Raw genomic sequence first — 23,839 nt, 5'->3', positions numbered from 1 at the left:
CGTGCCCAGGTCGATTGAGGACTCCGCCTATTGACACGCGCGAGCTCTTCCTGGCGCCAGGCCGCGCCGTCGAACGCGCCTGCCAAGCTCAAGAACCGCTTCCACTCTGCCGTTAAGTGAAGGAGGCACGTACTCGCGCCACCGGCTTTACGACTTCGCTCTAATGGTCCCCAGACAACACAAACGCGGTATCACGTTCATCGTTCGCATCGCCCTGGCCGTTGTACCGATTTTCGTCGGGTCGAACGAGAGCGTTGCTGCGCCGCCGCAATCTGGTCCCGACGACGCGCCACTGACCGCCGACGCGCTTGCATCGATGCCGCTCGAAGCGCTCATGAACGTCAAGGTGGTCAGTACGGCGTCCCTCTTCGAGCAACCTGTTTCGGAAGCACCCGCGGCCGCCGTCATACTGACCGCCGACGATATCCGCAACTTCGGTTGGCGCAAGCTCTCCGATGCACTCGCCTCCCTGCCCGGGCTCTATGTCTCGTACGACCGGACTTATGACTATCTCGGCGCGCGCGGTTTTCGCCGCCCGGGCGATTACAACAGCCGCTTTCTGCTGTTGATCGACGGAATGCGCCTCAACGATTCCGTCTACGATCAAGCTTCGATCGGAACCGACTTTCCGCTCGATATGGATCTGGTCGAGCGAATCGAATATGTGCCGGGCCCCGGATCGGCGGTGTACGGCTCGAACGCGCTCTTCGGTGTCATCAACGTAGTGACGAAAAAGGGCGCGGCATTGGGCGGCGCCCAAACCGCTGTCTCGGTCGGCAGCTTCGGCGAAAAGCGCGCACGCGCGAGCTATGGCTGGCATGGAAGCAACGGGGCCGATCTGCTGCTGTCGGCCACTTCGTACGTCCGCAGCGGGCAAGACCTCTATTACGGCGAGTTCGACACGCCCGACCAGAAAAATGGCGTGGCCAACGGACTCGATTACGATCGCGCGCAGTATCTGTTTGCCAAATTCGCCTACCGTGATTTCGTATTCAGTGCCGGCTACGGCAACCGAACGAAAGGTGTGCCGACCGCGGCCTATGGCGCCAACTTCAACGCGCCGGACAGTACGAGCGATACGCACACCTTCGCCAACGCAACCTACCGCCATGCGTTCTCGGGCAGTCTCGAGGTCGCGTCCGAGATTTATTGGGAACGCTATGACTATCGCATGCCGTCGCTATACGGCACGGCCCCCGCTGTAGTCAACGTCGATGGAGACAAGGCGATCTGGTACGGCGCCGACGTCCATGCGACTTTCACGGGCGTGCCGCGCAATAAGATCGTCGTCGGCATGAGCGTGACGCGCAATGCGAGACGCGATCAATACAACTACAACGTCGACCCGTATCAATCGATACTCGACGATCATCGCAGTTCGAACATTTTCGGTGTCTATGCGGAGGATGAGATCCAGCTTACGGATCGATTGACATTGAACGCCGGTGCGCGATTCGACGAGGAGAGCGTATCCGGTGCGAATGCGAGTCCTCGTCTTGCACTGATTTTCAAAGCGACAGCCGCCGACACGCTCAAGCTCGTGTACGGGCGTGCTTATCGTGCACCCAACGCGTACGAGCTCTATTACACCATTCCGGGAACGGACGGCCAAACTGGCAATCTTGCGCTCAAACCCGAGCACATCACGACGTATGAGTTCATCTACGATCGAAAGATCAGCGACTCCGGACATGCCACGCTGTCGGTCTTCCATTACGACGTGCGCAACCTGATCACCGAAGTACTCACCGATTCCGGGCTGTTCCAGTTTCAGAACGTCGATCGCGTCCAGGCCAACGGCGCCGAGCTTGCCTACGAGCAGCAGCTGGCCGGCGGTGCAACGATCCGGGCGAGCTATTCATGGCAAAGAGCCCGCAACAGCGATACGGGCGCGGCCTTGCAGGATTCGCCGCGACGGCTCGCCAAGCTGAATGTGTTCGTACCGGTCTTCCATCATTCGGCGCGAGTCGGCGCCGAGCTACGGTGTGTATCGTCGCGGCTGGCGCAAGCCGGCGATGCAAGCGGCTACTGTCTCGGCAATCTGAGCATCGGCACAGCGCGGCTTATTCCGCATGCCGACCTGTCGTTTTCGATTTACAACATCACCGACCGGCGCTTTACCGATCCCGCCGGTCCCGGGTTCACGCAAAGCGTCATCGTGCAGCAAAGCCGCACGTTCCTCGCCAAACTCGTGTATGGGTTCTGATGGACCGCACATGAGAAGAAAGCTTGCCGCCGCCGTGTTCATCCTTGCTATCGCAGCCTGTCTGCGTGTGACGGCACATGCTCAGGTCGATCTCTTTTCACTCGAAGCAGCCTATATCTTCAACTTCACCGCGTTCACTGAATGGCCTTCGACGCGTGCCGCTTCGACGAGTCTCACGGTCTGCTCGAGCAACAAGGGGGAGCTCGGTGCCGCGCTCGCCAAACTCGAAGGGCGCCAGGTGGCGGCGCGTACGTGGCACCTGCGCATGCTTTCCGAAGGTTCAACTGCCGCGGGATGCGATGTACTGATCGTAGATGGCAGCCCGGCGACATCGACCGCAATCAAATCCGCACTGGGTACGGACTCGCCATTGCTCATCGTGCGCACGCCCGATGCCCCCGAGGGTCCGTGCGTGGTCCTGCTGGTTCGCCAAGGCGATCAACTGCGCTTCGATATCGACAATAGCGAGGCAGCCCGACGCCATCTGGGCCTGAGCTCCAAATTGCTTCGGCTTGCGAGGAATGTCACATGAAGCACGTCAAGCTCGAAACGCCAAGTCCGGCGCGCGAAATGGCACGGATCAAGACGTTGCGCGTGGGAGTAGCCTTGCTCATATCGAGCCTGGTACTCCTTGTCTATCAAGCCGTGACGCTGCGGACATCCCTGACCGAAGACGCCAACATGATTGCCGAGATGGTGGCGGACAACACCGCGGCGCCGCTGATGTTCGACGACAAGCCGGCTGCGGGCGAAGTCCTGCATTCGCTGAGCAAGGTGCCTTACGTCGAAACGGTGGCGGTCTTCAAGAGCAATGGAGCATTGTTCGCCCGCTACGCGAAGCCCGGACTCACAGAACGCGAGCGCGGCGAAGCCACGCTCGAGCATGCACGCATGCACGCGGGACCCTGGTCGCTCACCGATGTCATCGTCGAATCCGAGGTCCAGGTCAAGGGCAAGGCAATCGGCGAAGTCGTGCTCGTCGCCACGACAGATGCGGTCGTCGCTCAACTGCTCCACTACGGCGCGTTTCTCTCGGCGGCTTCGTTGGTGGCGATCTGGGTCGCGTTCGCGGTCACGTCGCGAATGGGCGCGCGCGTCGCACAAGCGGAGAAAGAGCTCGAATACCTGGCGTCCACCGACCCGTTGACGGGGCTGCCGAATCGTCGCGCGTTCTACGACGAGCTCGACCGGCGGCTGCATCGGCCGAGCTACGTCGGCACGCGTCTCGCACTGGTGCTTGTCGATCTCGACGATTTCAAGACTGTGAACGACACGCTGGGGCACGGTGCGGGCGACGAGTTGCTCACGCGGGTCGCGACTGCCTTGCGTCAAGCCGTACGCAGTACCGATGTGGTGAGCCGGATCGGCGGCGACGAATTCGCGGTACTCGTCGAGATCAATGAAGACAAGAGCGAGGGGCATCTGGCGGCGATGCGCATCGCCCGTGCGCTCGCTCGCCCGTTCAACCTGCAACGATCGAGTATCGTGGCATCCGCGAGCGTTGGCGTGAGCGTGTTTCCCGACGACGCCCGGGAAGTCGCCGCGCTCGTCAGCAGCGCGGACATGGCGCTTTACGCCGCAAAGGGCCGCGGCAAGAACACGGCGGTCGAATTTCACCCCAACATGACGGTGGAGGCGCGGCGGCGCGCCAGACTCGAAAGCGAATTGCGCAAAGCAATCGAGATGGATGCGCTCGATCTCGTCTATCAGCCTCAATTCGATTGCAAAACCGGCGCGCTCGTCGGCGCGGAGGCCCTCGTGCGGTGGGAGCACCCCGCCGACGGTACCGTCTCGCCGGCCGAATTCATTCCTATTGCCGAAGACAGCGATCTCATCGTCGCGCTTGGACAGTGGGTGCTGCGGAGGGCTTGCCGCGACGCCGCGCATTGGAATGAAGTGTCCGCCACGCGAATTCACGTGGCGGTCAACGTCTCGGCCCGTCAGTTGCGGCAATCGGAATTCGATCATCAGGTGAAGGCGGTGCTGTCCGAAAGCGGGCTGGATTCTCAACTGCTCGAGCTGGAGCTGACGGAAAGTCAATTGATGGCGAATATGGATGCGGGCATCGATTCGATGAACCGCCTTCGAGCATCGGGCGTAAGACTATCTCTCGACGACTTTGGAACCGGCTACTCGTCGCTTTCGTATCTTCAATCGTTTCCCGTCAACAGCCTCAAAATCGACCGCAGCTTCGTTCATCCGCTTCCCGATGCGGGGCAACCCATCGTGACCGCGATTATTTCGATGGCGCACAGTTTCGGTATCGCCGTAGTGGCGGAAGGTGTCGAGCACGCCGCGCAACTTGCCTGGCTCGCCGAATCGGGCTGCGATATCGTGCAGGGTTTCCTTACCGGGCGGCCCATGCCGTTCGAGCAACTGATGAAATTGCTGGGCGATGACGCAGCCAAACCACGCGTGCTTAGCGACGCCGGAATGTCACCGAAGACGTTGGCGGAATGAACGGTCGGCACGGCGACTGTTCGAAAACCGTGTATATCGCCGCGATAACCGGCGATCGAACCTGAAAATCGGAATCGGCGCGATTTTCCGAAAACGGCGTCGTCTTGGAGTTTACGGTTCAAATCGCCGATAATAGGCCCGCGCGAACGCATGAGCGTCTCTTTTTCAAAGCGGGATGCGAAAAGCGCTCGCTGGCATGGTCCTTTTCAATATCGACGGTTCGAACAGATGGAAGAATTGCTTCCGCATTACGAGCGCGAGCTTGCGTTGCTCCGGCAATCGCTGCAGCAATTCGCCGCGCGCTATCCGAAAATCGCCGCGCGCCTCGCGATTGCGGGCGAGCACTCGGAAGATCCACATGTGGAACGCATGCTTCAGTCGTTCGCCTTGCTGGCCGCGCGCATCGACGTCAAGCTCGACGACGACTACCCCGATTTCACGGAAGCGTTGATCGAGATACTGTTTCCGCAGTACCTGCGTTCGATTCCTTCATGCTGCATCGCGCAGGTCCGCACCGATGCAGTCTTTGAGAAATTGACCGCCCCGCTGACGATCGCGCGCGGTACGCAATTCGTCGCCAAAGCCACCGAATGCGGCTTTCGCAGCACGTACGACGTAACGCTCGCGCCGCTGCGCGTCACGCAGGGGTCCTACACCGCGTCCCCGCATGCGCCTACCGGCACGATCTTGCCTGCCGAAACGACGGGACTCGTTTCGCTCGGAATTTCGGCCACGCGCGCAGGCGCCCTGCTCAACGCCACTGCACCGCCTCGCTTGCGTTTGCACTTGGCCGGCGCGCGCGAAGTGATCGCGGCGTTGAACGATGCCCTGCATCTGAAGACGGTCGCCGCGTATGTCGAAGCAGACGGTTTGGGCCGTTGGAAGCGCCTCGAGCCCTCGCCTGTTTCCGCGGTGGGGTTCGACGACTGCGAGACGCTCGTCGCGGGGTCCGACGATACTCCCGCTGCGCTGCGTTTGCTCATGGAGTATTTTGCGTTTCCGGAGAAGTTCGACTTCATCGATCTCGATCTGGCCGCATTGCTGAGTACCACCGGTCCCTGCGGTAGTGTGACGGTCCACTTCGCGCTGGCCGAAATTCATAAGGACTCCTGGGCATCGCAGCGTCTCGCGAGGATCGGGGCGAATACCTTCCAGCCGTTTTGTACACCCGTGGTCAATGTCTTCAAACGCGATGCCGCGTCGATCAAGATCAATCCGGACGTGACCGCTTATTCGCTGCTCCCGTCGTTACCGGGCAAACCGGAGGCCGAGATTTTTTCGATCGATGGCGTCAGCACCGCGGGGCCCTCCCCCGCTCGCAAGACAGTGCTCCATCCGGTCAACTCCCTGATGCACGGCAGCGCGGAGAAGCTCGCCGGGCCCTATTGGACGGTGCGCCGCGACCGATGGCGAGCCGATGCCGAGAACCGCGGCCGAACCGAACTCGTGTTCGTGGGACTCGATGGCGAACCGGTAACGCCCGAGTTCCGCGAGTTCGGTGTCGATATGACCTGCACGAACGGGGATCTGCCCGCCTCACTGCCGATCGGCATGCCCGGGGGCGATCTGCAAAGCGGAGGCAGCGAATTGGGACGCAACGTGGCGATGTTGTCGCGGCCGACGCAGCCGGTGCGCTTGCCCCGCGGCGATGGCGCATTGTGGCGGCTCATCGGTCAGATGGCACCTCATACGCTGCAGTTGAGTCAAGCGGGGCTCGATGCGTTCAAGCAGTTCTTTCGGCAATTCGCGACGCTATCGCAGTCACAGGCGCCACACATCGACGGCATCGTGTCGCTGGACTACCGCCCGACGATGCAGTGGATCGCGATGGAACCGTCGCCCGCATTCGTTCGGGGCATCGAGATCACCGCGACCGTCGACGAGCATGCGTTCGCATCGAGCAGCCTGCGTGTTTTTGCGGGCGTGATGGACCGGTTTTTTGCGCCGTATGCGCCCGCGAACAGCTTCGTACAGGTGGTACTGGTATCGAAAAATATCGGCGCCGAAATTTGGCGTTGTCCGCCACGGGAAGGCGCGGCGCCGTTGATTTGACGCTCGTCTATCCCTTGCTGGCGCCAAACGTCAATCCGACGACAAAGTGCCGCTGCATGGCAAAGAACATCAACACCGAAGGCAGCGCCGCCATGATCGAACCGGCCGAGACGAGGTTCCACGCCGTTGTCCACTGCCCCTTGAGCGCCGCGACGCCCACGGTAATGGGCGCAGCCTCGTCGCCTTGCGTCAGGCACAACGCCCAGAAGTAGTCGTTCCAGACGAACGTGAAGACGAGAATGGCCAACGCAGCCAGCGCCGGCCGGATCAGCGGCAATACGATGCGGAAAAACACCGTCCATTCCCCGGCGCCTTCAACTCGCGCAGCCTCGATCAGTTCATACGGCAACTGCTTGATGAAATTGCGCAGAAACAGCGTGCAAAACCCGGTCTGAAATGCGATATGAAAGAGCATCAATCCTTCGACGGTATTGAAAAGCCCGAACTTCAGCGTCAGGTCGCGCACCGGGATCATCAACACCTGCACGGGAACGAAATTCCCCGCCACGAATGCCGCGAACAATAGCGTATTGCCGCGAAAGCGATAGGTCGCAAGCGCGAAACCGGCCATCGAGGCCAGCGCGATCGAGCCCACCACGGCCGGCACCGTGATCAGCACGCTGTTCCAGAAGTAATGCAGCATGGGCGAGGTCGTCAGCGCCTCGGTGTAGTTGCCGATCAGCGAAATATGCTTCGGCCATCCCCAGTAATTGCCCTCGCTGAGCTCTTCGGACGAGCGCACCGACGTCATCAGCACTGCAAGCATCGGCAGCATCCAGACCACGAGCGCAATCGGCACCGAAATCTTGTAGAACCGTCGCGGCAGCGGCTTCCATTTATCGACAGGCAGCGGATACATGAACTTCTCCTTCTACTGCTCGTTACGCAGCGTGCGCCGCAACTGGTAGACGATGTAGACCAGCATGATGGCGAAAAGCACCACGGCGATCGATGCCGAATAACCCAGGCGGTAATACTTGATCGCCTGGTCGTACATGTAATAAGCAAGTACGGTCGAACTCTCGAACGGCCCGCCGCCCGTCATGACGGCGATGAGATCGAAACTGCGCAGTGCACCGATCACGGTAACCACCACCGCCATGAACGTCGTCGGCCGCAGTTGCGGGAGCACGACATGCCAGAGCAATGCCCAGCGGCGCGCGCCCTCCATTCGCGCCGCCTCGAGTTGCTCGCCGTTCAGCGTCGTCAGCCCGGTGAGATAGAGAATCATGCAGTACGAAGTCTGCGCCCACAACGCGGCGATCACGATACCGAACGTGGCATACCGTGCATCGCCAAGCACGGGCACGCCGTGCCCGACGATCAGCGCGAGCAAGCCGAACGTCGGATCGTAGAACCACGAGAACATGAGGCCGACGACCACACCGGACAATACGAACGGCGCGAAGAAGAGCGACTTGACAACGCGCATTCCCGCCACGCTCTGATTCAGATACAACGCTACGGCAAGGCCCGCTGGCGGCGCGAGCAGAAACATCGCAAGCCAGATCACGTTGTTCTTCAGCGCGGTATAGAAAGTCGGCGCATGGAACAGCTCGATGTAATTGGCAAGCCCGACGAATACCTTGTCCGACATGCCATCCCAGTTGAAGAAGCTCAACCAGATCGTCGACGCGATCGGCCATATCACGTAGACGCCGAACATGACGCAAGCCGGCGCGAGGAACAACAGCGCGGCACGTCGCTGGCGGCGCGCCGTGGGCGACAGCTTGCTTCCCGCCTGCCGGCCCGCGCCGGGCCGGCTTGCCGGCGGTTTGCCGGCCGGCATGGAAAAGTCCGCGCCGTCTGGCGCGGCGCGCAAATGCTCGTGGGTGGCTGACTGCGACACGACAAGGCCTCCAATGCGTTTCGGCGTTTCGGCATTTCGGCGGCCAACTACGGCCGCCGCCTGCCCTTACTGCTTGTAGATACGCTTGCGCGTCTGCTCCAGCTGCGTGAGCACAGCATCGATCTGCGTCGGATCGGACACGAATCGCTGCATGCCCTTCATGCCTTCGTCGGCCATCTCCTTCGTCATATCACGATCGTAGAACTGTGCAATACCGCCCTTCGTATTGGACAGAATCTGAAAACCGATCTTCGAAATCGGATCCTCCGGCTCGGGCGATTTGCTGTTGGCCGACAGCGAACCAAGTCCCTTCGCGAGCCGCGCGCCGTTCTCGGGTGTCTCGATGAACGCGAGGAACGCCCGCGCTTCGGCCTTGTGCTTCGCATGCGCGGGAATGTGCAGCGATTCGACGGGACCGTCTTCGGCGGTCGGCACGTTCGAATCGATGATCGGGAACTGGAAGTAGCTCATTTGCGGCTTGATCGACGGCGGGAAACCCGCGCTGATGAACGTGCCCATCAGCATCATTGCGGCCTTGCCCTGGAACAGGAACGGTTGTGCCGCGTCGAGATCGTACGAGAGCGAGTTGTCGATGAAGTCATGATCGTCGATGAGCTGCTTCCACGTCGTATAGACCTTCTTCACGCGCGCGTCGGTATAAGGCACTTCCCCCGCCATCAGCTTTTGATGGAACGCATTCCCGTTCAAACGCAAGTCGAGGTAGTCGAACCAGCCGGCCAGCGTCCAGGCGTCGCGGCCAGCCACGGCGATCGGCGTAATGCCGGCAGCCTTCAGCTTCTTGCAGGCATCGAGGAATTCAGGCCAGGTCTTCGGCTCGCCCGCAATACCGGCCTTTTGAAAGAGATCCTTGCGATAAAACATCCCCCATGAGTAATACACGGTCGGCGCCGCATATTGCTTGCTCTGGTACGACGATGCTTCTTTCGTCGAAGCGTACATCTGATCCCAGCCGTTTTTCGCCCAATCCCCGCTCAGATCTTCGAGCAACCCGCGCTTCGCGTAGTAGGCCATCCGCTCGCCGTCATGCCAGTTCACGATGTCGGGCGCAACGGTCGTGAGCCACCCCGGCAGCTGCACCTTGTAGGCCTCCTCGTCGATGAACGCCGCTTTCACGTCGATATCCGGATGCGCCTTCTTGAAGTCGTCGAGCGTCGATTGCCACACCGCGCGCTGGCTGGCGCCCTTGAAGGCAATGTTGATATCGAGCGTGCCTGCCTGTGCCGCATTGGCCCACCAGGACGCGGCTGTCGCCACCGCGAAAAACGCGGTGGCGACGCCGATGCGAAAACGGTTCGCGGGTTGCTTCATGCGTGTCTCCTTCGTGTTATCTAAGGTTTATATCGTCATCAACGGTAGCCGCCTGAGCGGCAAATAACGCGCTCCGGCCCATTTCAGCTGGAACGATACGCGCAAACGCCCTGCGGTTCGACTCGCGCGGCGCCTATGACGAAGGCGTCGGCTTCGACGCCTTCGACCTCGTACACGCGCTCGCCATAATTGAAGACGTAGGTCACGCCCGCGCGGCGGCTCACTCGCACCCCTTCCGGTAGCGGCACGGCACGCAATCCGGCGCGCTCGGCAACGTCGGCAAAGAGTTCCCGCGTCAACGCTTCATCGAAGAGGCCCGCGCAATAATGGAAGGCACCGTGGCGTACGAAAGCAGGATGGCCATCGCCAAACTCGGCAACGACCTCGTGCGGCGCATGGGTATCGAGCTCGATCAGATCGCGCCAATGGCGGCCCTGCCCCGCATCGCTAACGGGGCGGCCCGCCGATGAGCTTGCCATGCGTACGGCCGGGCAGATATTCGGCCGCAGCGACTCCACTCGCCATACGCGCAGCTGCAATGCCTCGGCAAGCGGTCCCGGCGGCAAATTGCCGGGAATTTGCAAATCGACGGTCTTGGAACCCGTGCGCGGGCCAATGACGACTTGCGCCCCGCTCCGGGTCAATCGCTCGACAAAATCGTCGGGAACGATCGGCAACGGCGGCACGACGATCATTCGATAACCATCGAGCGGCGCATCGACAGGCACGACATCGACATCGAGCCCGAGCGAACGCAACGCGCTGTAGTACTCGAACGCGAAACGCGGATAGTGGAAATCCGCGCCTTGCGGATGAACCTCGAAGAGCCACTTCGCCGGGTAGTCATAGATGAGCGCGACAGAACGCTTCGCATCCTCAACCGCATCGGGGTGAGCTTCGAGCATCGAGCGGATTTCCGCTGCAACGCGCGACGCTTCGCTGCCGCCGATATCGAGCCGGTTGTCGGGCGTATTGAGCCCGGCGTGCATCTGCTCCTGTGCAAACGGTGCCTGTCTCCAGCGGAAATACGACACGCAACCGGCGCCATGCGCAAATGCCTCCCAGCTCCAAAGGCGCACCATGCCCGGCAGCGGCGCCGGATTCCAGTGTGCCCAATTGACGGGCCCCGGCTGCTGCTCCATGACCCAGAACGGCTGGCTCGACATGCCGCGGTAGATATCGTGATTGAAGGAGGCGAAATCGGGATGCCCCGTGCGCAGCCAGCGCGCTTTCGTTTCCGGATCGAACCACAGCTCTTCAAGGGCGCCCAGCGGGTAGCTGTCCCATGCCGCGATATCGAGATCGGCCGCGACCTTGTAATGATCGAACTCGGTAAAGAGCTGCATGAAATTGTGCGCGACGGGCCGCCCAGGCGAATGCGCGCGGATGATCTCGGCCTGCATGCGGTTAAAGCGCGCAAGCTCGTCGGATGCGAAGCGCCGATAATCGAATCGGTGCGAAGGATTCGCCTCGGTCACCGTCGCAGCCGGTGTATCGACCTCGTCGAAGCTGCGGTACTCCATGCTCCAGAACACGTTGCCCCACGCACGGTTGAGCGCGTCTATCGTGCGGTAGCGCGCGCGCAGCCATTCTCGAAAGCGCAGCAGCGCGGCCTCGGAATAGCTGACCACGGTTTGATGACAACCGAACTCGTTATCGATCTGCCAGAAAGCAACGCCAGGATGCGCGCCGTACCGTTGCGCCACTGCGGTACTGATGCGGCGCGCCGCCTCGAAATACGACGGCGACGAAAAGTCGTAATGACGGCGCGAGCCGAACCGGCGTGCCTGCCCATCGGCACCGACGGGCAGAATATCGGGATGCCGGTCGATCAGCCACTTCGGCGGCGTCGCCGTCGGCGTGCACATGACGATTTGGAGTCCTGAACGATGCAATACGTCGACCGCACGGTCGAGCCAGTCCCAGTCGTATTCGCCAGGCGTGGGCTCGATACGGCTCCACGCGAATTCGGCGATGCGCACGCGCTCGATGCCGAGCGCCTTCATCCGTTGCGCGTCGCCTTCCCACATCGATTCCGGCCAATGCTCCGGGTAATAGCAGACTCCAAGGTGCATCCCTTCCCTCCTCAGGCGTAGTGTTCGATCGATTGCAGCGGTGCGATGGCAAAGCCGTCGTCCCCGAATAGATGGCATGCCGAAGCCGGTGCGCCAAATGACATGCGTGCACCCCGCTCGACGCGTGCGTCGCCGGCAACCTTGGCGATCAGCGTGCGGCCGTCCGGCGCATCGAGGTGTACATAGGTCTGCTCGCCGAGGCGTTCGGTGAGCACGACTTCACGCGTGAGCGCAAGCGAGCTGGCGACGTTCACGTCGCCGCCACCGCGCAATGTCAGATGCTCGGGCCGCACGCCCACCGTGACGGGCTGCGACGGGACCAACGATGAGCCGTCCACCGCGAGTCGCACCGTTTCTCCGGTCCCATCGATCACGGCGCTCACGCCATCCGCATCGATCGAGGCGATCGATGCCGGCAGGAAGTTCATGCGCGGCGAGCCGATGAAGCCCGCAACGAAACGGCTCGCGGGCCGGTAATAGAGTTCGAGCGGCGCGCCGATCTGAGCGATGCTGCCGTAACGCTCGGTATCCTTACCGGCATGCAGCAGAACGATTTTGTCGGCGAGCGTCATCGCCTCGATTTGATCGTGCGTGACATAGACGACGCTGGCCTTGGCGAACTGACGATGCAAGCGCGCAATCTCGATCCGCGTTTGCCCGCGCAGCGTCGCATCGAGATTCGAAAGCGGCTCATCGAAAAGGAACACTCCGGGCTCGCGCACGATCGCTCGTCCGATTGCCACGCGTTGGCGCTGTCCACCGGAAAGCGCCTTGGGCCGACGATCGAGCAATGCGTCCAGTTGAAGAATGCGCGCGGCTTCGTGCACCTTACGCACGATTTCCTGCTTCGGCGTCTTGGCGAGCTTCAGGCCGAAGGCCATGTTCTCGAACACCGTCATGTGAGGAAAGAGCGCGTAGCTCTGAAACACCATTGCGACACCGCGCTCGGCCGAAGGCACGTCGTTGACGAGTCGCTCGCCGATGCGCACCTCGCCTCCCGTGACGTCTTCGAGGCCGGCGATCATTCGCAGCAGCGTCGATTTCCCGCACCCTGACGGTCCGAGAAAAACGCAAAACTCGTTCGAACCTATCTCGAGGTTCACATCGCGAATGACCGGCGCTGCATCGCCATATGCCTTGTGAAGACCCTTCAAGGAAATGCTCGCCATCGCTTCCGCTCCGTGATGTAATCGGTCGAAGTCGGAGATTAAGCGCTTAATCAAGCCGGCATAGGAAAACGGCCATCGAGGCCGCGCGCCTTTGCCTTGTCTCCGAATTCATTGATCTAATGGGCGCCATAGTGCCGTTACTCGAAGCAGCTTGCAAACTCTGAACACTCATCCCAAATACTGAGCACGCATGACGACGATCAACGAAGTGGCACGGTTGGCCGGCGTAACGCCCGCCACCGTCTCCAACGTATTGCGCAAGCGTGGCCGTGTCGGCGAGCAAACGCGTCAGCGCGTACTCGATGCCATCGACACCCTGGGCTATCGTCCGCACCTTGCGGCACGCGCGCTGGCGGAGGGACGCGGTCCCACGCTCGCGTTGATGGTCTCGAGCATTGCCAACCCGTTTTATCCCGAGTTCGCGCTCGCGGTCGAACGTGCGGCCCGGGAATCGGGGCACTTCGTCATCATTTGCAATACCAACGACGATCCGGCCATGGGTCGCGCCTATCTGGAGCAAATCGCCGGTACGTTGTCGGAAGGCGTGCTCGTCATGAACGCGAATCTCGATTTCGCCGATCTCGCGGCGACCGAAGCACGCGGCGCACCGGTCGTCCTGTGCATGTGGGAGCGTCCCGAAGCCCCACCGCGCCTGCCCTGCGTGGCAGTCGATTTCGCATTGGCCGGGCAGCTCGCGGCATCGCATCTGATCGCGCTCGGACATCGAAAGATCGGCGCCATCGTCGGCAGCAAAGCGTCCGGTATCCATACGCCGCGTCACGAGGGGTTCGTTGCCGCGATGCGGGAAGCCGGACTCGAAATCGATGCCAGCACCGTCATTCACGCGCCCGACACGATAGAGGGCGGCTACACGGCTGCTCGCTCGCTGCTCGAGCAGCACCGCGCGCTCACGGCGATCTTCGCGACCAATGACCTGCCGGCGCTCGGAGCCATGCACGCGGCGGCCGATGTCGGCCTTCACGTGCCGCGCGATTTGTCGGTCATAGGCATCACCGACATTCATCTCGCCCGCGAATCGCGGCCCGCATTGACAACCGTCGCGATACCGACGGCCGAGGCAGCACAACTTGCCGTCACGTTGCTGCGCAAACTGGTCGTCAAGGGTGCGCGTGCGCCCGATGGGGAACCGGAGATTTGCGAGACCTCGGCACCGCGGCTCGTCGTACGCGCCTCCACGGCCCCGCCGCCCGCGAGGCGCCGTCCAGTCAAGAGGAACACGACCGCATAGCGATGCCAACGCGTGACGCGCATGGCATTGCATGCCATGCTCTCCCTTTGCTCCGCGCGCATGATTGCCTGCATCAGCCTTGCCAGTTCGGCACGCATCGCTATACTTGGAAAAAATCTGAACAAACGATCTGTCCGTCCGTAACTCACGTATCCAACAAAATCCGAGGAGAGGCGCATGGGGGAGCAGCTCGAACAACGCGAATCGTTCGCATTGATGCATCAGATGGGGCTCAACGATGGCGCCATCGAACGCCGCAAGCAAGTCGTTGCTCTGGAGCACTCCGACCTCGCCCGCATTGCGCGCATCAGGGATCTCGTGCTGCCTCGCGTCGACGAGTACGCGGCCGCGTTCTTCGAGCATCTCGCCAAGTTCGACGAGGCTCGTCCGCTGTTCGACAATCGAGCCTTGCTCGAGAAGGCCAAGCGTCTCAAGGCGGAACACCTGCAGGGTCTTGTATCGGGCGACTACAGCAGACATTACGTGGCGCAGCGCATCGAGCTGGGCCGGCTTTACGCCGTGGCAGGGCTCGAGATGCGGTTTTTTCTCGGCGCATTCCATCAACTGCTGAGGTTCATCGGCAACGAGGTCATGACGCATTCGGAGCACGCGCCACTCGAAGCGTTCGATGCCTTCATGTCGCTGAAAAAGGTGGCGTTCTTCGATCTTGGGCTGATCGTCGATGTGCTGGTGTTCGAACGCGAGCGCATCATTCGACAGCAACAGGAAGCCATTCGGGAACTGTCGACACCGGTCCTGCAATTGCGCGATCGCCTGTTGCTGTTGCCGATCATTGGCGTCATCGATACCTACCGGGCCCGGCTCATCACCGAAAACCTGCTCGAAGCGGTGCGCGCACGGCGCGCGAAGGTGGTCGTCATGGACGTCACTGGCGTGGCGACGATCGATTCGCGCGTCGCGAACCACATCCTGCAAACGGTAACCGCGGCACGACTCATGGGTGCGCGGGTCATCGTAACCGGTATCACGGCGGCCGTTGCGCAATCGCTGGTCGCGCTGGGTATCGAGCTCGATCGGCTCCTCGATACGGTCGGCGATCTGCAAGGCGGTATCGAGTTGGCCGAGCAGATTCTGGGCTATCGCGTGTCGCAAGGCAACGCCAACGAGTCGCGCGCCAACGCAACGAGCTGATACCGTGTCCGTTCCCATTCTCAAGCAAGGCGATGTACTCATCGCATCGATTCAATCGGCGCTGTCGGACCAGGATCTCGTTCAACTGCGGGATGACTTCGCCGAGAAGATCGGTCGATTGCGCACGCGAGGCGTCGTCATCGACGTCACCGCGCTCGACGTGCTCGATTCGTTCGCTACCCGCACATTGCGCGGCATCGCCTACATCGCGAAGCTGCGCGGTGCGCAGACCGTCGTAGTCGGGATTCAGCCCGAGGTCGCGTTTGCGATGGTTCAGCTCGGCCTGTCGCTCGATGGCATTGCGACGGCGCTCGATCTCGAGGAGGGCCTCGCCCATCTCGGCGATACCGCGAACGGGAGCGCTGGCGATGGCGGATGAATTTCACGTGCCGATCGAGCGCGAAGAGGATGTCGTCATTGCCCGTCAGAAGGGGCGCGAACTCGCTGCGGCTGCCGGATTCTCGATGACGGACCGGACCATCATCGCACTCGCCATTTCCGAGATGGCGCGCAACATCGTCAGCTATGCACGCCGCGGAGAAGTCATGCTGCGAAAGCTCGACGACGGCGCGCGTGTCGGCATCCTGATCGTCGCGGAAGACGAGGGTCCAGGTATTGCCGACATCGAACTCGCGATGCGCGACGGCTATTCGACCGCGAAGAGCCTCGGCGTGGGCTTGCCCGGGACGAAGCGGATCATGGACGAGTTCGAGTTGATCTCCGTCGTGGGCAAAGGCACGAAGGTCACGATGAGGAGATGGCTGAGATGAACGCCGCGTCCCCGCCTAGTGAACCCATCATCGAATGGGGTTGGGCGGGACGTGCGCTCGAAAGCGTCTCGGGCGACCTGCACGTCGTCGTTCAATTCGACGACGGGGCCGTGGTAGCGCTGCTCGATGGTCTCGGGCATGGCCACGAAGCGGCGCAAGCGGCATGCGCGGCGGCGCCGATCATCGAGGCGCACGCGCGCGAACCCATCTTGCAAGTGCTGCAGCATTGCCACGAAGGGCTGCAAAAGACGCGTGGCGCCGCAATGAGCATCGCGTCGTTCGACGCTCGCGACAGCTCGATGACCTGGGCGGGCGTCGGTAACGTCGACGGCGTTCTCGTTCGGGCCCAACTGGACGCACACGCGCGCGATCGCGCGATTTCGACGCGTGGCGGCGTCGTCGGCTACCGCCTCCCCCCGCTGCGAGCGGAACGCCTGTCGCTATCGCGCGGCGATACGCTCGTGATGGTCACCGACGGCATACAGAGCACATTCACCGCACGCATGCCGATTGCCTTCACCCCACAGGAGCTTGCGGAAACCATCCTCGTACGATACGGCAAGGCTACGGACGACGCGCATGTCGTCGTTGCCCGCTATCTCGGAGCGCACGCATGACGACGCAGCTCGCCGCGCTCGAAGCCGAATACCTGAGCGGGCTTCGAGCCTATCTCGAGCACGAAGGCGAAGCAGGGCTCACGCATGCTTACGAGATCGGCCGGCGCGCCCTGAGCCAGGGCGTGGGACTGCTCGATATGGCTGCGCTGCATTACGCTTCGCTCGATGAACTCGTGCTCCCTGCCCCATCGCGGGATCGGGCCCGGCTCGCGCAAGCCGCGGCAGCGTTCTTCAACGAACTGCTCGCGCCTTTCGAATTGTCCATCGAAGGCTATCGCGCGGCGCTGGCGGCGAGCGAGGAACGGTTTCAACTGGCGGTGAGCGGCACGACCGCGGGCTTGTGGGATTGGAATCCGCAGACCGACGCGATCTATTTCTCCCCGCACTTCAAGCGGATCATGGGCTATGAAAATCACGAGCTGCCCAATGAGCGCCAGGCGCATTTCGGCGCGATTCACCGCGACGATGCGCACCGCGTCGAACAAGCTCTGAAAAAGCACCTCGACGAGCGTCGCCTCTATGACGTCGAATACCGGGTGCGCATGAAGTCAGGCGAGTTCCGCTGGGTCCAATCCCGCGGGCAGGCGTTGTGGAACGACAAGGGCGAGCCTTATCGCATGGTCGGCTGGATCATGGACATCACCGATCGCAAGCGCGACGAGGAAGCGCTGCGCGCATCGGGAGAAGAGCTGCGCCGTCTGTCAGGGCATATCCAGCACATCCGCGAGGAAGAGAAGGCCCGCATCGCACGCGAGCTGCACGACGATCTGGGGCAGCAGTTGACCGCCTTGAAGATGGCCGCGTCGATGCTCGAACATCCAGGCGGCGGCGGATACCTGCCCGCGCCGAAAGAGGCGTTCAAGGCGATGTACCGGATGATCGATCAGCTTGTCGACTCGGTGCGGCGAATCGCGGCCGATCTGCACCCTGTCATGCTCGACGACCTGGGCCTGATCCCCGCGATCGATACGCTGATCGACGAATTCACGGCGCGTTATCGAATCAAGGTGACCCGCCATATCGACGCCGACGCGATTGCGTTCAACCGCGAATGCCGGATCGATCTCTTCAGGATGGTGCAAGAAGCGCTGACGAACATCGCGCGCCATTCGGGCGCAACGGAGGTCGTCCTCGATATCGTTCGCGAGGAGCCGCACTGCGTCGTACGGGTCGTCGACAACGGCCGCGGCGCGGCCCAGAACGATCGACGGGGCAGACATTCGTTCGGGCTGCTCGGCATACGCGAGCGCGCGGCCCTGCTGGGCGGCGAGGTCAGCATCCGGACGGCACCGGGCGCCGGCTTTGCGCTGACTGCGACCTTGCCCCTCGAGGCGGTGGAGGTCAGACGTGAACTGCGCTGAGTAACGCTAAAGCAGGTCTCGCTCGCCGCCGTCATGCCACTGCGTCATCGTCACCGTGACGCCTTGACCCGGTGCCGAACTGATGTGGAATTCGTCGACGAGGCGTTTCGCGCCTGCCAGTCCGGCACCCAACCCGCCTCCTTTGGTCGAATAGCCGTCTTGCATTGCGCGTGCGATGTCGGGAATCCCCGGGCCGTCATCGCGCGCAACGACGAAGACACCGCGACGCTGCCCATCCGCAGTCGAGTGAAACGTCAGTTCCCCGCTGCCCGCGTGAACGACGATATTGCGTGCGATTTCAGTCACCGCGGTGGCCAACGCGGCCACTCGGGCTTCGGGGAGGCCCTGCTGCGCACCGAGTTCGCGAACGACCTGCCGCGTCCAGGCGACATCCGATTCGCCAACCACGGACACATGCACTGCAGTGCCGAGCGTGCGATGCGTCGTCACGGCAACGGCCCTGAGCGGTATATGCGACGGACTCCTTTCATACGAATGCCCTCGCTGTTTTTGGCGTGCATGCATCCTAGCACCGCCGCATCGATGCGTCGTCCCTCCCCGCCGGCACGCGGCTTGCTCGCTTGGCGTTGCCCACCGATCTGTTTCGATATTCACATTTCAACATATCGGGCGATACGCCCGGAGAGGAGCGCCCATGTCCACGCCGACGAACGATTCGCCGCGGCACGATCCCTACGACAACGTGCCCGATTCTTCGCTGCCGCCCTATTCGAACCGACACCCGATCACGCGCGCGTTCGATTCGTTTGCGAGCGCAGTAACACGATGGACCGGTTCGCCTATCGCTTTCAGCATCGCTGTGATCATCATTGCGGCGTGGGGCGTGCTCGGCCCGGTGTTCAAGTTTTCCGATGCCTGGCAGCTCGTCATCAATACTGGCACGACCATCGTCACGTTCCTCATGGTGTTCCTGATTCAGCAAAGCCAGAACAAGGACAGCGTCGCGATTCATCTGAAGCTCAATGAGCTCGTAGCGGCAAACCGCAGAGCGAACAGCGAGCTGATCGGAATCGAGGACGTGTGCGAAGAGGACTTGCGGCGCATTGCGAATGCTTATCTGGCACTCTCGAAAAATGCGGAGGCAACTGAGGAAGTCCGGTCCGAGGTCGAACGCGAGATCAACGAGGCAAAAGAAAGGCCCGGGGGGAAGAACAAGTAACAGCACGACCGAGGAAACAGCACCCGGTCCGCGGATCAGACGATGGCCTTCAGACGGGAAAGCACCTCCTGCGTGTGCTCGCCGATGCGGGCGAGTGCCCGGCGCACGCCGAGGCGGCGCCCGTCCATCGTCAGCGGCAGCAACGCTATCTCGGTCATGCCACCGTCGTCCGTGCGCATCGGTGCGAGGCCACCGCTCGCTTTCAGATGCGGATCGTCGAACAATTGGTGCGGGCGAACGATCGGTGCGTACGGAATACCGGCCGCCTCGAGCTTGGGTGTCAGGTCTTCGACGCGAAGCTGCACGAGTATCGCGCCGAGGCGTTCGAGCAGTTCCGGACGAACGGCCACGCGCTGGGCATTCGTGGCGAAGCGCGGCTCGGCTGCGAGATCGGGGCGTTCGAGCAGTCGGCACAGCGTAACGAATTGCTTGTCGCTCACGGCTCCGATGAAAAGCTGCTCGCCTTCGGCCAGCGTAAAGACGTCGTACACGCTCCAGGCTGAAACGCGCGCTGGCATGGGCGGAGGTGCCTCGCCCGTCATCGCAAACTGCTGCATATGCTGCGAACAGAGGAACACGCAATTCTCGAAGAGCGCGCTTTGCACCTCTTGCCCGCGACCCGTGCGTTCGCGCTCGCGCAGCGCGGCAAGCACACCGATCACGCCGAACATGCCACCCATGATGTCGTTGACCGACGTGCCGGCACGCAGCGGGCGACCGACCGGTCCCGTCATATACGCGAGGCCTCCCATCATCTGCACCACTTCGTCGAGTGCGAGGCGCTTTTCGTAGGGTCCGGGAAGAAAGCCTTTATGCGAAACATAGACGAGTCCCGGGTATAGAGCCGAAAGCGACGCGTAGTCGAGTCCCCGCTTGGCCATCAGCCCGGGGCGGAAATTCTCGATCATGACGTCGCAGGTCCCGATCAATTCGATGGCGGTCCGCCTTCCCTCGGGCGTATCGAGATCGAGCACGACGCTCTTCTTGTTCCGGTTGAACGAGCGGAAAAAGCCGATGCCGAGCCCCGGCAACTGTCGCGTTTTGTCGCCTCCCGGCGGCTCGATTTTGATGACCTCGGCGCCGAGGTCAGCGAGGATCATTCCGCAGGTCGGCCCCATGACCATATGCGTGAATTCGATCACGCGTACGCCTTCGAGCGGGAGGCGGCCGTTGCAATGGGTCTGATTGCTCATATTGCCTCGTCAATGCGCATAGCTACAGGCACTGTATCGGTTCCATATCGGCGTCAAAAGCGGTATTTTGGCAGGCGTTATCGTTCCGATCCGGAATGCCATGTGCCGCGCACGCGGCATCGAGGAGCCTCCTCCGATGCACGACATCGATATCAAAACGCTGCGTCTATTCGTCGCCGTGTGCGATCACCGCAACATAGCGCGCGCCGCCCAGGAGGCCCATATCGAGCCATCGGCGATCAGCAAGCGCATTGCACAACTCGAGAGCGAGCTTGGGGTGCCGTTACTCTCGCGCTCTCGCCGCGGCGTCGATCCGATGCCTGCCGGGCTCGCGCTTCTCGAGCATGCGCGGGCGGTGCTTTTCACGATGGAACGGATGGAGAGCGATGTTGCCGCGCTGGGTGCGGGGCTGCGTGGCAGGGTCAGTATTTGCGCTTCGCCTTCGGCGATGGCCGAGAGTCTGCTCGACGATATCGCATCGTTCATGCGTGAGCCCGAGAATAGGAATATCCGTGTCGATATAGAGGAGCGGATGTCGACCGATCTCGTTCGACAAGTGCGCGAGGGAACATCGGCGATTGGCGTTTGCTGGGACAACGTCGATCGCAGCGGCCTGCACGCGCAACTTTATCGGCGTGATCGCCTTGCGATTGCGGCGCATCGCGATCATCCGCTGGCGAGCAAAAGGTCGATCGATTTCGAGCAGACGCTCGAGTATGACCATGTAGGGCTGCCGCCCAACTCCTCGGTGCATACGATGCTCAGGCGAGCCGCGGCGAACGTCGGTAAGACCATAACGTACAGGGTCATCGTCTCGAACCTGGATGCCACGTTTCGCGTGGCCGCCGCGGGATTGGGGATCAGCGTTGTGCCGGTGGAGGTCGGCCGAACCTATCGCCGCGCGCTCGGGCTGCGGATCGTTCCGCTGAACGACGCATGGGCATACCGGCGTTTCGTTGTCTGTTGCAAGGATTTCGATGCGTTGCAACCGCCGGCCCAGCGGCTCGTGAAGTATCTTGGAACGCGTGCGGAAAGTGAGTGAGGCAAAGGGGCTGAAGACAAAGGAATCAGCTACCGCAGCGTCATGCACTACAACCAACTCGCGAAGCCTGAGGATCGGCTATGAGCGATTCGCTTTTGGAAGAAGTCGAGTCGCTCGCCGATGAGCGTGCAATCCGAGCTAGCTCGCCGGTGCCGACCGCGTAGATCGACGCTCGGCGGCGAGCTTGGAAAAAGCGATCGATGGTTGATCGATGAACCGTTCATACACACTTGCTACGAAGAACGTGAGAGGCCACGCGATGGCGCACGACAGTGCTATCGACCCACCATATCCTAGGTGCCGCGCGGCAATCGTCACGACGGCAGACGCCACGGTAAAAAGTATTGGAAAGTGCGTCAGGTACAGACTGAACGATATTTTCCCAAACCACATTGGCACACGACTGCACAGAAATGATCGGCAGCTCGGTGTAATGCATAATCCCAAGAGGGTGGCCAATGCGGCGACGGAAAACTGGAATTGCGCGCCATCGACACTTTTTGTCAAATTCACTTTGGCCAGCACATCAAGTACCAACTGAAATTGCTGATAGTAACGTGTGAAACTCAGTGTGACACCCAGCCCGAGCAGCGCATAGCCTACGGTGGACCACTGTGCGCTGTTGCGACACAACAGTCGATGTCTGCCCATATAAGCAGCGAAACCAGCGAGGAATAACGAGTATTTGCTCGTTCCGGTCACGAACAACAAGACGACGAAGACGAGCCAAAACGCGGGCCTTGGCAACCGACGATAAATGGCGGATAGAGCAATCACCAGCATTGACCCCCAGAACTCGGCATGGAGCGACCAGAGAGGAATATTGGCTGCGATGCTGAACGGCGTTAGTGGGAATACGTCCTTGAGGTAGGGTGTGTGATCAAATATCGACGCACCACCGTAACCGGTCAGCATTGAGCTCAGCAGCGCTTCACCGAAGAATGAATGAGGTGTGAACGGGTCGAGCGACAATCCCGCGAGCCAACTCGACATGCTGACCCTCGCCGCATCGGCGTGCACCGACGGCATGGACCAAAGCAGCAGCGTCGCGAATATCACGGAACATACGATCGGCGGGTACAGGCGCAGGAATCGTTTGGCAATCTGCGACGGGATACCAAAATTCGACTTGGTGAATGAACCGGCGAGCACAAAGCCGCTCATGGTGAAGAACATATATACCGCCACGGTCCCATTGATCAGCGAAAATACCGGCGTGCCCGTGATCCACGTCTCCCATGAGAAATGAGGCGGCGTCTTCGCGACGCGCGCGAAAGCAGGAAGGAAGGCGGAACAGTAATGCCCTAGAAGCACCATGATCGCAGCAATTCCGCGCATGCCCTCGATAAATTCGAATCTTTCTCCTGCGTTGATTTTTCGACCCATCTCTCGTTCTCATTTTTAGAATACCCCCGATCTTACGGTATAAATGCCTTTCTCATGGTCCGCTTCGTCTTACGGGCTCTTGCCGCCGCCCCAAAGACGGAAAACGCGATTAAAGCTGGAACGAGTGGCACAGCGCGGCTTTTATCTTCTCTTTTTCGCGGTCGTCGAGCGCTTGAGGTTGAACGGCGGCATTTTACGTGCGTCGGCTAGAACGTATAGTTCAACGTCACCATATACCTTTGACTCCGGACGGGACGCCGTCCTGCCAGCGCGAAGCCCAGGTACCCATGAGCTCGCGTGCGCGTCAAGAATATTTCAACCGAACTTGTGGTCGGTGAACGCCCTGATCTGCTCACGCGTCCAGACACCAGGGAAGTTGTGATTCCGAGACTTGCGTAGCTCACGATCGAACGCGCAGGCTCAGTACGCGTAGGTACCTATGGGCGATCACCCCGCATAACAGCGTCACCAGCGCACAAGGCGACGCGTGGGGTCTGTCAATGAGCGGCGGCGCGATGCGCCCTAGCGCGCGTGAGTATTATGCCTGCGCCCCATACGATCAGGGCGGCAATGATGAAGCTCAATACGAGCAGCACGCCGAGCAATACGGTTTCCTCGCCCTCGATGCCTACCGCGCCGAACAGGCGGAACAACGGCGCAAGCGCGGACCACACGGCTTCACTGCCGACCCAGCGCGCGAGCGGATCGATGCGCGAAAGCCCGAAGAAAACCGGGCCAGTCAGCACAAG

At 61.3% G+C, this 23,839-nt stretch carries 20 protein-coding genes and 2 pseudogenes; 13 read left to right on the top strand and 9 right to left on the bottom strand.

Going from position 1 to position 23,839, the window contains the following annotated elements:
- The first annotated feature begins 163 nt into the window (after nt 1–163).
- From VGL01_RS20100 to tssF, 4 genes are all read left to right on the top strand, one after another.
- Entirely contained in the window at nt 164–2,206 is a 2,043-nt protein-coding gene (locus tag VGL01_RS20100; protein WP_414720309.1) for a TonB-dependent receptor plug domain-containing protein, read from the top strand.
- Between the two features lie 10 nt (nt 2,207–2,216).
- Nucleotides 2,217–2,738 carry a YfiR family protein gene (locus VGL01_RS20095; protein ID WP_331572426.1) on the top strand — a complete coding sequence of 174 codons (522 nt, stop codon included), beginning with the start codon at nt 2,217–2,219 and terminating at the stop codon, nt 2,736–2,738.
- Nucleotides 2,735–4,666, top strand: a complete 1,932-nt coding sequence (locus tag VGL01_RS20090) for a putative bifunctional diguanylate cyclase/phosphodiesterase (RefSeq protein WP_331572424.1) — start codon at nt 2,735–2,737, stop codon at nt 4,664–4,666. Before VGL01_RS20095 ends, VGL01_RS20090 begins: the two co-directional genes overlap by 4 nt.
- Nucleotides 4,667–4,894: 228 nt before the next feature.
- Nucleotides 4,895–6,718, top strand: coding sequence for a type VI secretion system baseplate subunit TssF (tssF, locus tag VGL01_RS20085; protein ID WP_331572422.1), 1,824 nt, complete (start codon nt 4,895–4,897; stop codon nt 6,716–6,718).
- A gap of 7 nt (nt 6,719–6,725) precedes the next feature.
- Here tssF and VGL01_RS20080 read toward each other — a convergent pair whose 3' ends face one another.
- From VGL01_RS20080 to VGL01_RS20060, 5 genes are all read right to left on the bottom strand, one after another.
- Complete coding sequence (locus tag VGL01_RS20080; protein ID WP_331572420.1) at nt 6,726–7,577, bottom strand: carbohydrate ABC transporter permease; 852 nt, start codon at nt 7,575–7,577, stop codon at nt 6,726–6,728.
- A gap of 12 nt (nt 7,578–7,589) precedes the next feature.
- Nucleotides 7,590–8,507 (bottom strand): sugar ABC transporter permease, encoded by a 918-nt coding sequence (locus tag VGL01_RS20075; RefSeq protein ID WP_331572488.1) that lies wholly within the window; start codon nt 8,505–8,507, stop codon nt 7,590–7,592.
- Nucleotides 8,508–8,633: 126 nt separating this feature from the next.
- Nucleotides 8,634–9,896, bottom strand: a complete 1,263-nt coding sequence (locus VGL01_RS20070) for an ABC transporter substrate-binding protein (protein WP_331572418.1) — start codon at nt 9,894–9,896, stop codon at nt 8,634–8,636.
- A gap of 83 nt (nt 9,897–9,979) precedes the next feature.
- Nucleotides 9,980–11,971: a beta-galactosidase gene (locus VGL01_RS20065; RefSeq protein WP_331572416.1), complete on the bottom strand. Its 1,992-nt coding sequence runs from the start codon at nt 11,969–11,971 to the stop codon at nt 9,980–9,982.
- Between the two features lie 11 nt (nt 11,972–11,982).
- Nucleotides 11,983–13,140, bottom strand: coding sequence for a sn-glycerol-3-phosphate ABC transporter ATP-binding protein UgpC (locus VGL01_RS20060; protein ID WP_331572413.1), 1,158 nt, complete (start codon nt 13,138–13,140; stop codon nt 11,983–11,985).
- 190 nt (nt 13,141–13,330) lie between these two features.
- Between VGL01_RS20060 and VGL01_RS20055 the strand changes: the two genes are divergently transcribed.
- The 7 genes and pseudogenes from VGL01_RS20055 to VGL01_RS20030 all read left to right on the top strand — a co-directional run.
- Nucleotides 13,331–14,389: a LacI family DNA-binding transcriptional regulator gene (locus tag VGL01_RS20055; protein ID WP_331572411.1), complete on the top strand. Its 1,059-nt coding sequence runs from the start codon at nt 13,331–13,333 to the stop codon at nt 14,387–14,389.
- 177 nt (nt 14,390–14,566) lie between these two features.
- Entirely contained in the window at nt 14,567–15,541 is a 975-nt protein-coding gene (locus VGL01_RS20050) for a protoglobin domain-containing protein (RefSeq protein ID WP_331572409.1), read from the top strand.
- Nucleotides 15,542–15,545: 4 nt separating this feature from the next.
- Nucleotides 15,546–15,920 (top strand): STAS domain-containing protein, encoded by a 375-nt coding sequence (locus tag VGL01_RS20045; protein WP_173258902.1) that lies wholly within the window; start codon nt 15,546–15,548, stop codon nt 15,918–15,920.
- Entirely contained in the window at nt 15,910–16,311 is a 402-nt protein-coding gene (locus VGL01_RS20040) for an anti-sigma regulatory factor (RefSeq protein ID WP_331572407.1), read from the top strand. Before VGL01_RS20045 ends, VGL01_RS20040 begins: the two co-directional genes overlap by 11 nt.
- Nucleotides 16,308–16,928: a SpoIIE family protein phosphatase gene (locus VGL01_RS20035; RefSeq protein WP_331572405.1), complete on the top strand. Its 621-nt coding sequence runs from the start codon at nt 16,308–16,310 to the stop codon at nt 16,926–16,928. Before VGL01_RS20040 ends, VGL01_RS20035 begins: the two co-directional genes overlap by 4 nt.
- Nucleotides 16,925–17,170 (top strand): annotated as a pseudogene (locus VGL01_RS26165) (phosphatase RsbU N-terminal domain-containing protein); the annotation flags it as partial. The gene VGL01_RS20035 and the pseudogene VGL01_RS26165, both read left to right, overlap by 4 nt.
- A 36-nt stretch (nt 17,171–17,206) precedes the next feature.
- Nucleotides 17,207–18,289, top strand: a pseudogene (locus VGL01_RS20030) (PAS domain-containing protein); the annotation flags it as partial.
- Between the two features lie 6 nt (nt 18,290–18,295).
- Here the strand turns inward: VGL01_RS20030 and VGL01_RS20025 are convergent.
- Nucleotides 18,296–18,739 (bottom strand): anti-sigma regulatory factor, encoded by a 444-nt coding sequence (locus tag VGL01_RS20025; protein WP_331572402.1) that lies wholly within the window; start codon nt 18,737–18,739, stop codon nt 18,296–18,298.
- 205 nt (nt 18,740–18,944) lie between these two features.
- On the opposite strand from VGL01_RS20025, the gene VGL01_RS20020 reads away from it, so the two are divergent.
- Nucleotides 18,945–19,469 (top strand): low affinity iron permease family protein, encoded by a 525-nt coding sequence (locus VGL01_RS20020; protein ID WP_331572400.1) that lies wholly within the window; start codon nt 18,945–18,947, stop codon nt 19,467–19,469.
- A 35-nt stretch (nt 19,470–19,504) separates the two neighbouring features.
- Here VGL01_RS20020 and VGL01_RS20015 read toward each other — a convergent pair whose 3' ends face one another.
- Entirely contained in the window at nt 19,505–20,662 is a 1,158-nt protein-coding gene (locus VGL01_RS20015; protein WP_331572398.1) for a CaiB/BaiF CoA-transferase family protein, read from the bottom strand.
- Nucleotides 20,663–20,798: 136 nt separating this feature from the next.
- Here VGL01_RS20015 and VGL01_RS20010 point away from each other — a divergent pair, with 136 nt between their 5' ends.
- Nucleotides 20,799–21,704: a LysR family transcriptional regulator gene (locus tag VGL01_RS20010; protein ID WP_331572395.1), complete on the top strand. Its 906-nt coding sequence runs from the start codon at nt 20,799–20,801 to the stop codon at nt 21,702–21,704.
- Nucleotides 21,705–21,842: 138 nt separating this feature from the next.
- On the opposite strand, the gene VGL01_RS20005 is transcribed toward VGL01_RS20010, so the two are convergent.
- Both VGL01_RS20005 and VGL01_RS20000 read right to left on the bottom strand, forming a co-directional pair.
- A complete protein-coding gene (locus VGL01_RS20005; RefSeq protein ID WP_331572393.1) occupies nt 21,843–23,090 on the bottom strand; it encodes an acyltransferase in 1,248 nt (415 codons plus the stop codon).
- A 497-nt stretch (nt 23,091–23,587) separates the two neighbouring features.
- Entirely contained in the window at nt 23,588–23,836 is a 249-nt protein-coding gene (locus tag VGL01_RS20000; RefSeq protein ID WP_331572486.1) for a hypothetical protein, read from the bottom strand.
- Nucleotides 23,837–23,839: the final 3 nt, after the last annotated feature.

The organism is Trinickia sp. (assembly GCF_036503415.1).
Classification (GTDB): domain Bacteria; phylum Pseudomonadota; class Gammaproteobacteria; order Burkholderiales; family Burkholderiaceae; genus Trinickia.
Note: the sequence above shows the minus strand (reverse complement) of the source record. Positions and strands in the feature narration are given on the sequence as shown.

Bases quoted from the DNA above. Each gene is read 5' to 3' on its own strand.
- VGL01_RS20055 (WP_331572411.1), top strand. From the start codon at position 13,331: ATGACGACGATCAACGAAGTGGCACGGTTGGCCGGCGTAACGCCCGCC.
- VGL01_RS20050 (WP_331572409.1), top strand. From the start codon at position 14,567: ATGGGGGAGCAGCTCGAACAACGCGAATCGTTCGCATTGATGCATCAG.
- VGL01_RS20060 (WP_331572413.1), bottom strand. From the start codon at position 13,140: ATGGCGAGCATTTCCTTGAAGGGTCTTCACAAGGCATATGGCGATGCA.
- VGL01_RS20035 (WP_331572405.1), top strand. From the start codon at position 16,308: ATGAACGCCGCGTCCCCGCCTAGTGAACCCATCATCGAATGGGGTTGG.
- tssF (WP_331572422.1), top strand. From the start codon at position 4,895: ATGGAAGAATTGCTTCCGCATTACGAGCGCGAGCTTGCGTTGCTCCGG.
- VGL01_RS20095 (WP_331572426.1), top strand. From the start codon at position 2,217: ATGAGAAGAAAGCTTGCCGCCGCCGTGTTCATCCTTGCTATCGCAGCC.
- VGL01_RS20005 (WP_331572393.1), bottom strand. From the start codon at position 23,090: ATGGGTCGAAAAATCAACGCAGGAGAAAGATTCGAATTTATCGAGGGC.
- VGL01_RS20020 (WP_331572400.1), top strand. From the start codon at position 18,945: ATGTCCACGCCGACGAACGATTCGCCGCGGCACGATCCCTACGACAAC.
- VGL01_RS20015 (WP_331572398.1), bottom strand. From the start codon at position 20,662: ATGAGCAATCAGACCCATTGCAACGGCCGCCTCCCGCTCGAAGGCGTA.
- VGL01_RS20065 (WP_331572416.1), bottom strand. From the start codon at position 11,971: ATGCACCTTGGAGTCTGCTATTACCCGGAGCATTGGCCGGAATCGATG.
- VGL01_RS20075 (WP_331572488.1), bottom strand. From the start codon at position 8,507: ATGCCGGCCGGCAAACCGCCGGCAAGCCGGCCCGGCGCGGGCCGGCAG.
- VGL01_RS20010 (WP_331572395.1), top strand. From the start codon at position 20,799: ATGCACGACATCGATATCAAAACGCTGCGTCTATTCGTCGCCGTGTGC.
- VGL01_RS20090 (WP_331572424.1), top strand. From the start codon at position 2,735: ATGAAGCACGTCAAGCTCGAAACGCCAAGTCCGGCGCGCGAAATGGCA.
- VGL01_RS20100 (WP_414720309.1), top strand. From the start codon at position 164: ATGGTCCCCAGACAACACAAACGCGGTATCACGTTCATCGTTCGCATC.
- VGL01_RS20080 (WP_331572420.1), bottom strand. From the start codon at position 7,577: ATGTATCCGCTGCCTGTCGATAAATGGAAGCCGCTGCCGCGACGGTTC.
- VGL01_RS20070 (WP_331572418.1), bottom strand. From the start codon at position 9,896: ATGAAGCAACCCGCGAACCGTTTTCGCATCGGCGTCGCCACCGCGTTT.
- VGL01_RS20040 (WP_331572407.1), top strand. From the start codon at position 15,910: ATGGCGGATGAATTTCACGTGCCGATCGAGCGCGAAGAGGATGTCGTC.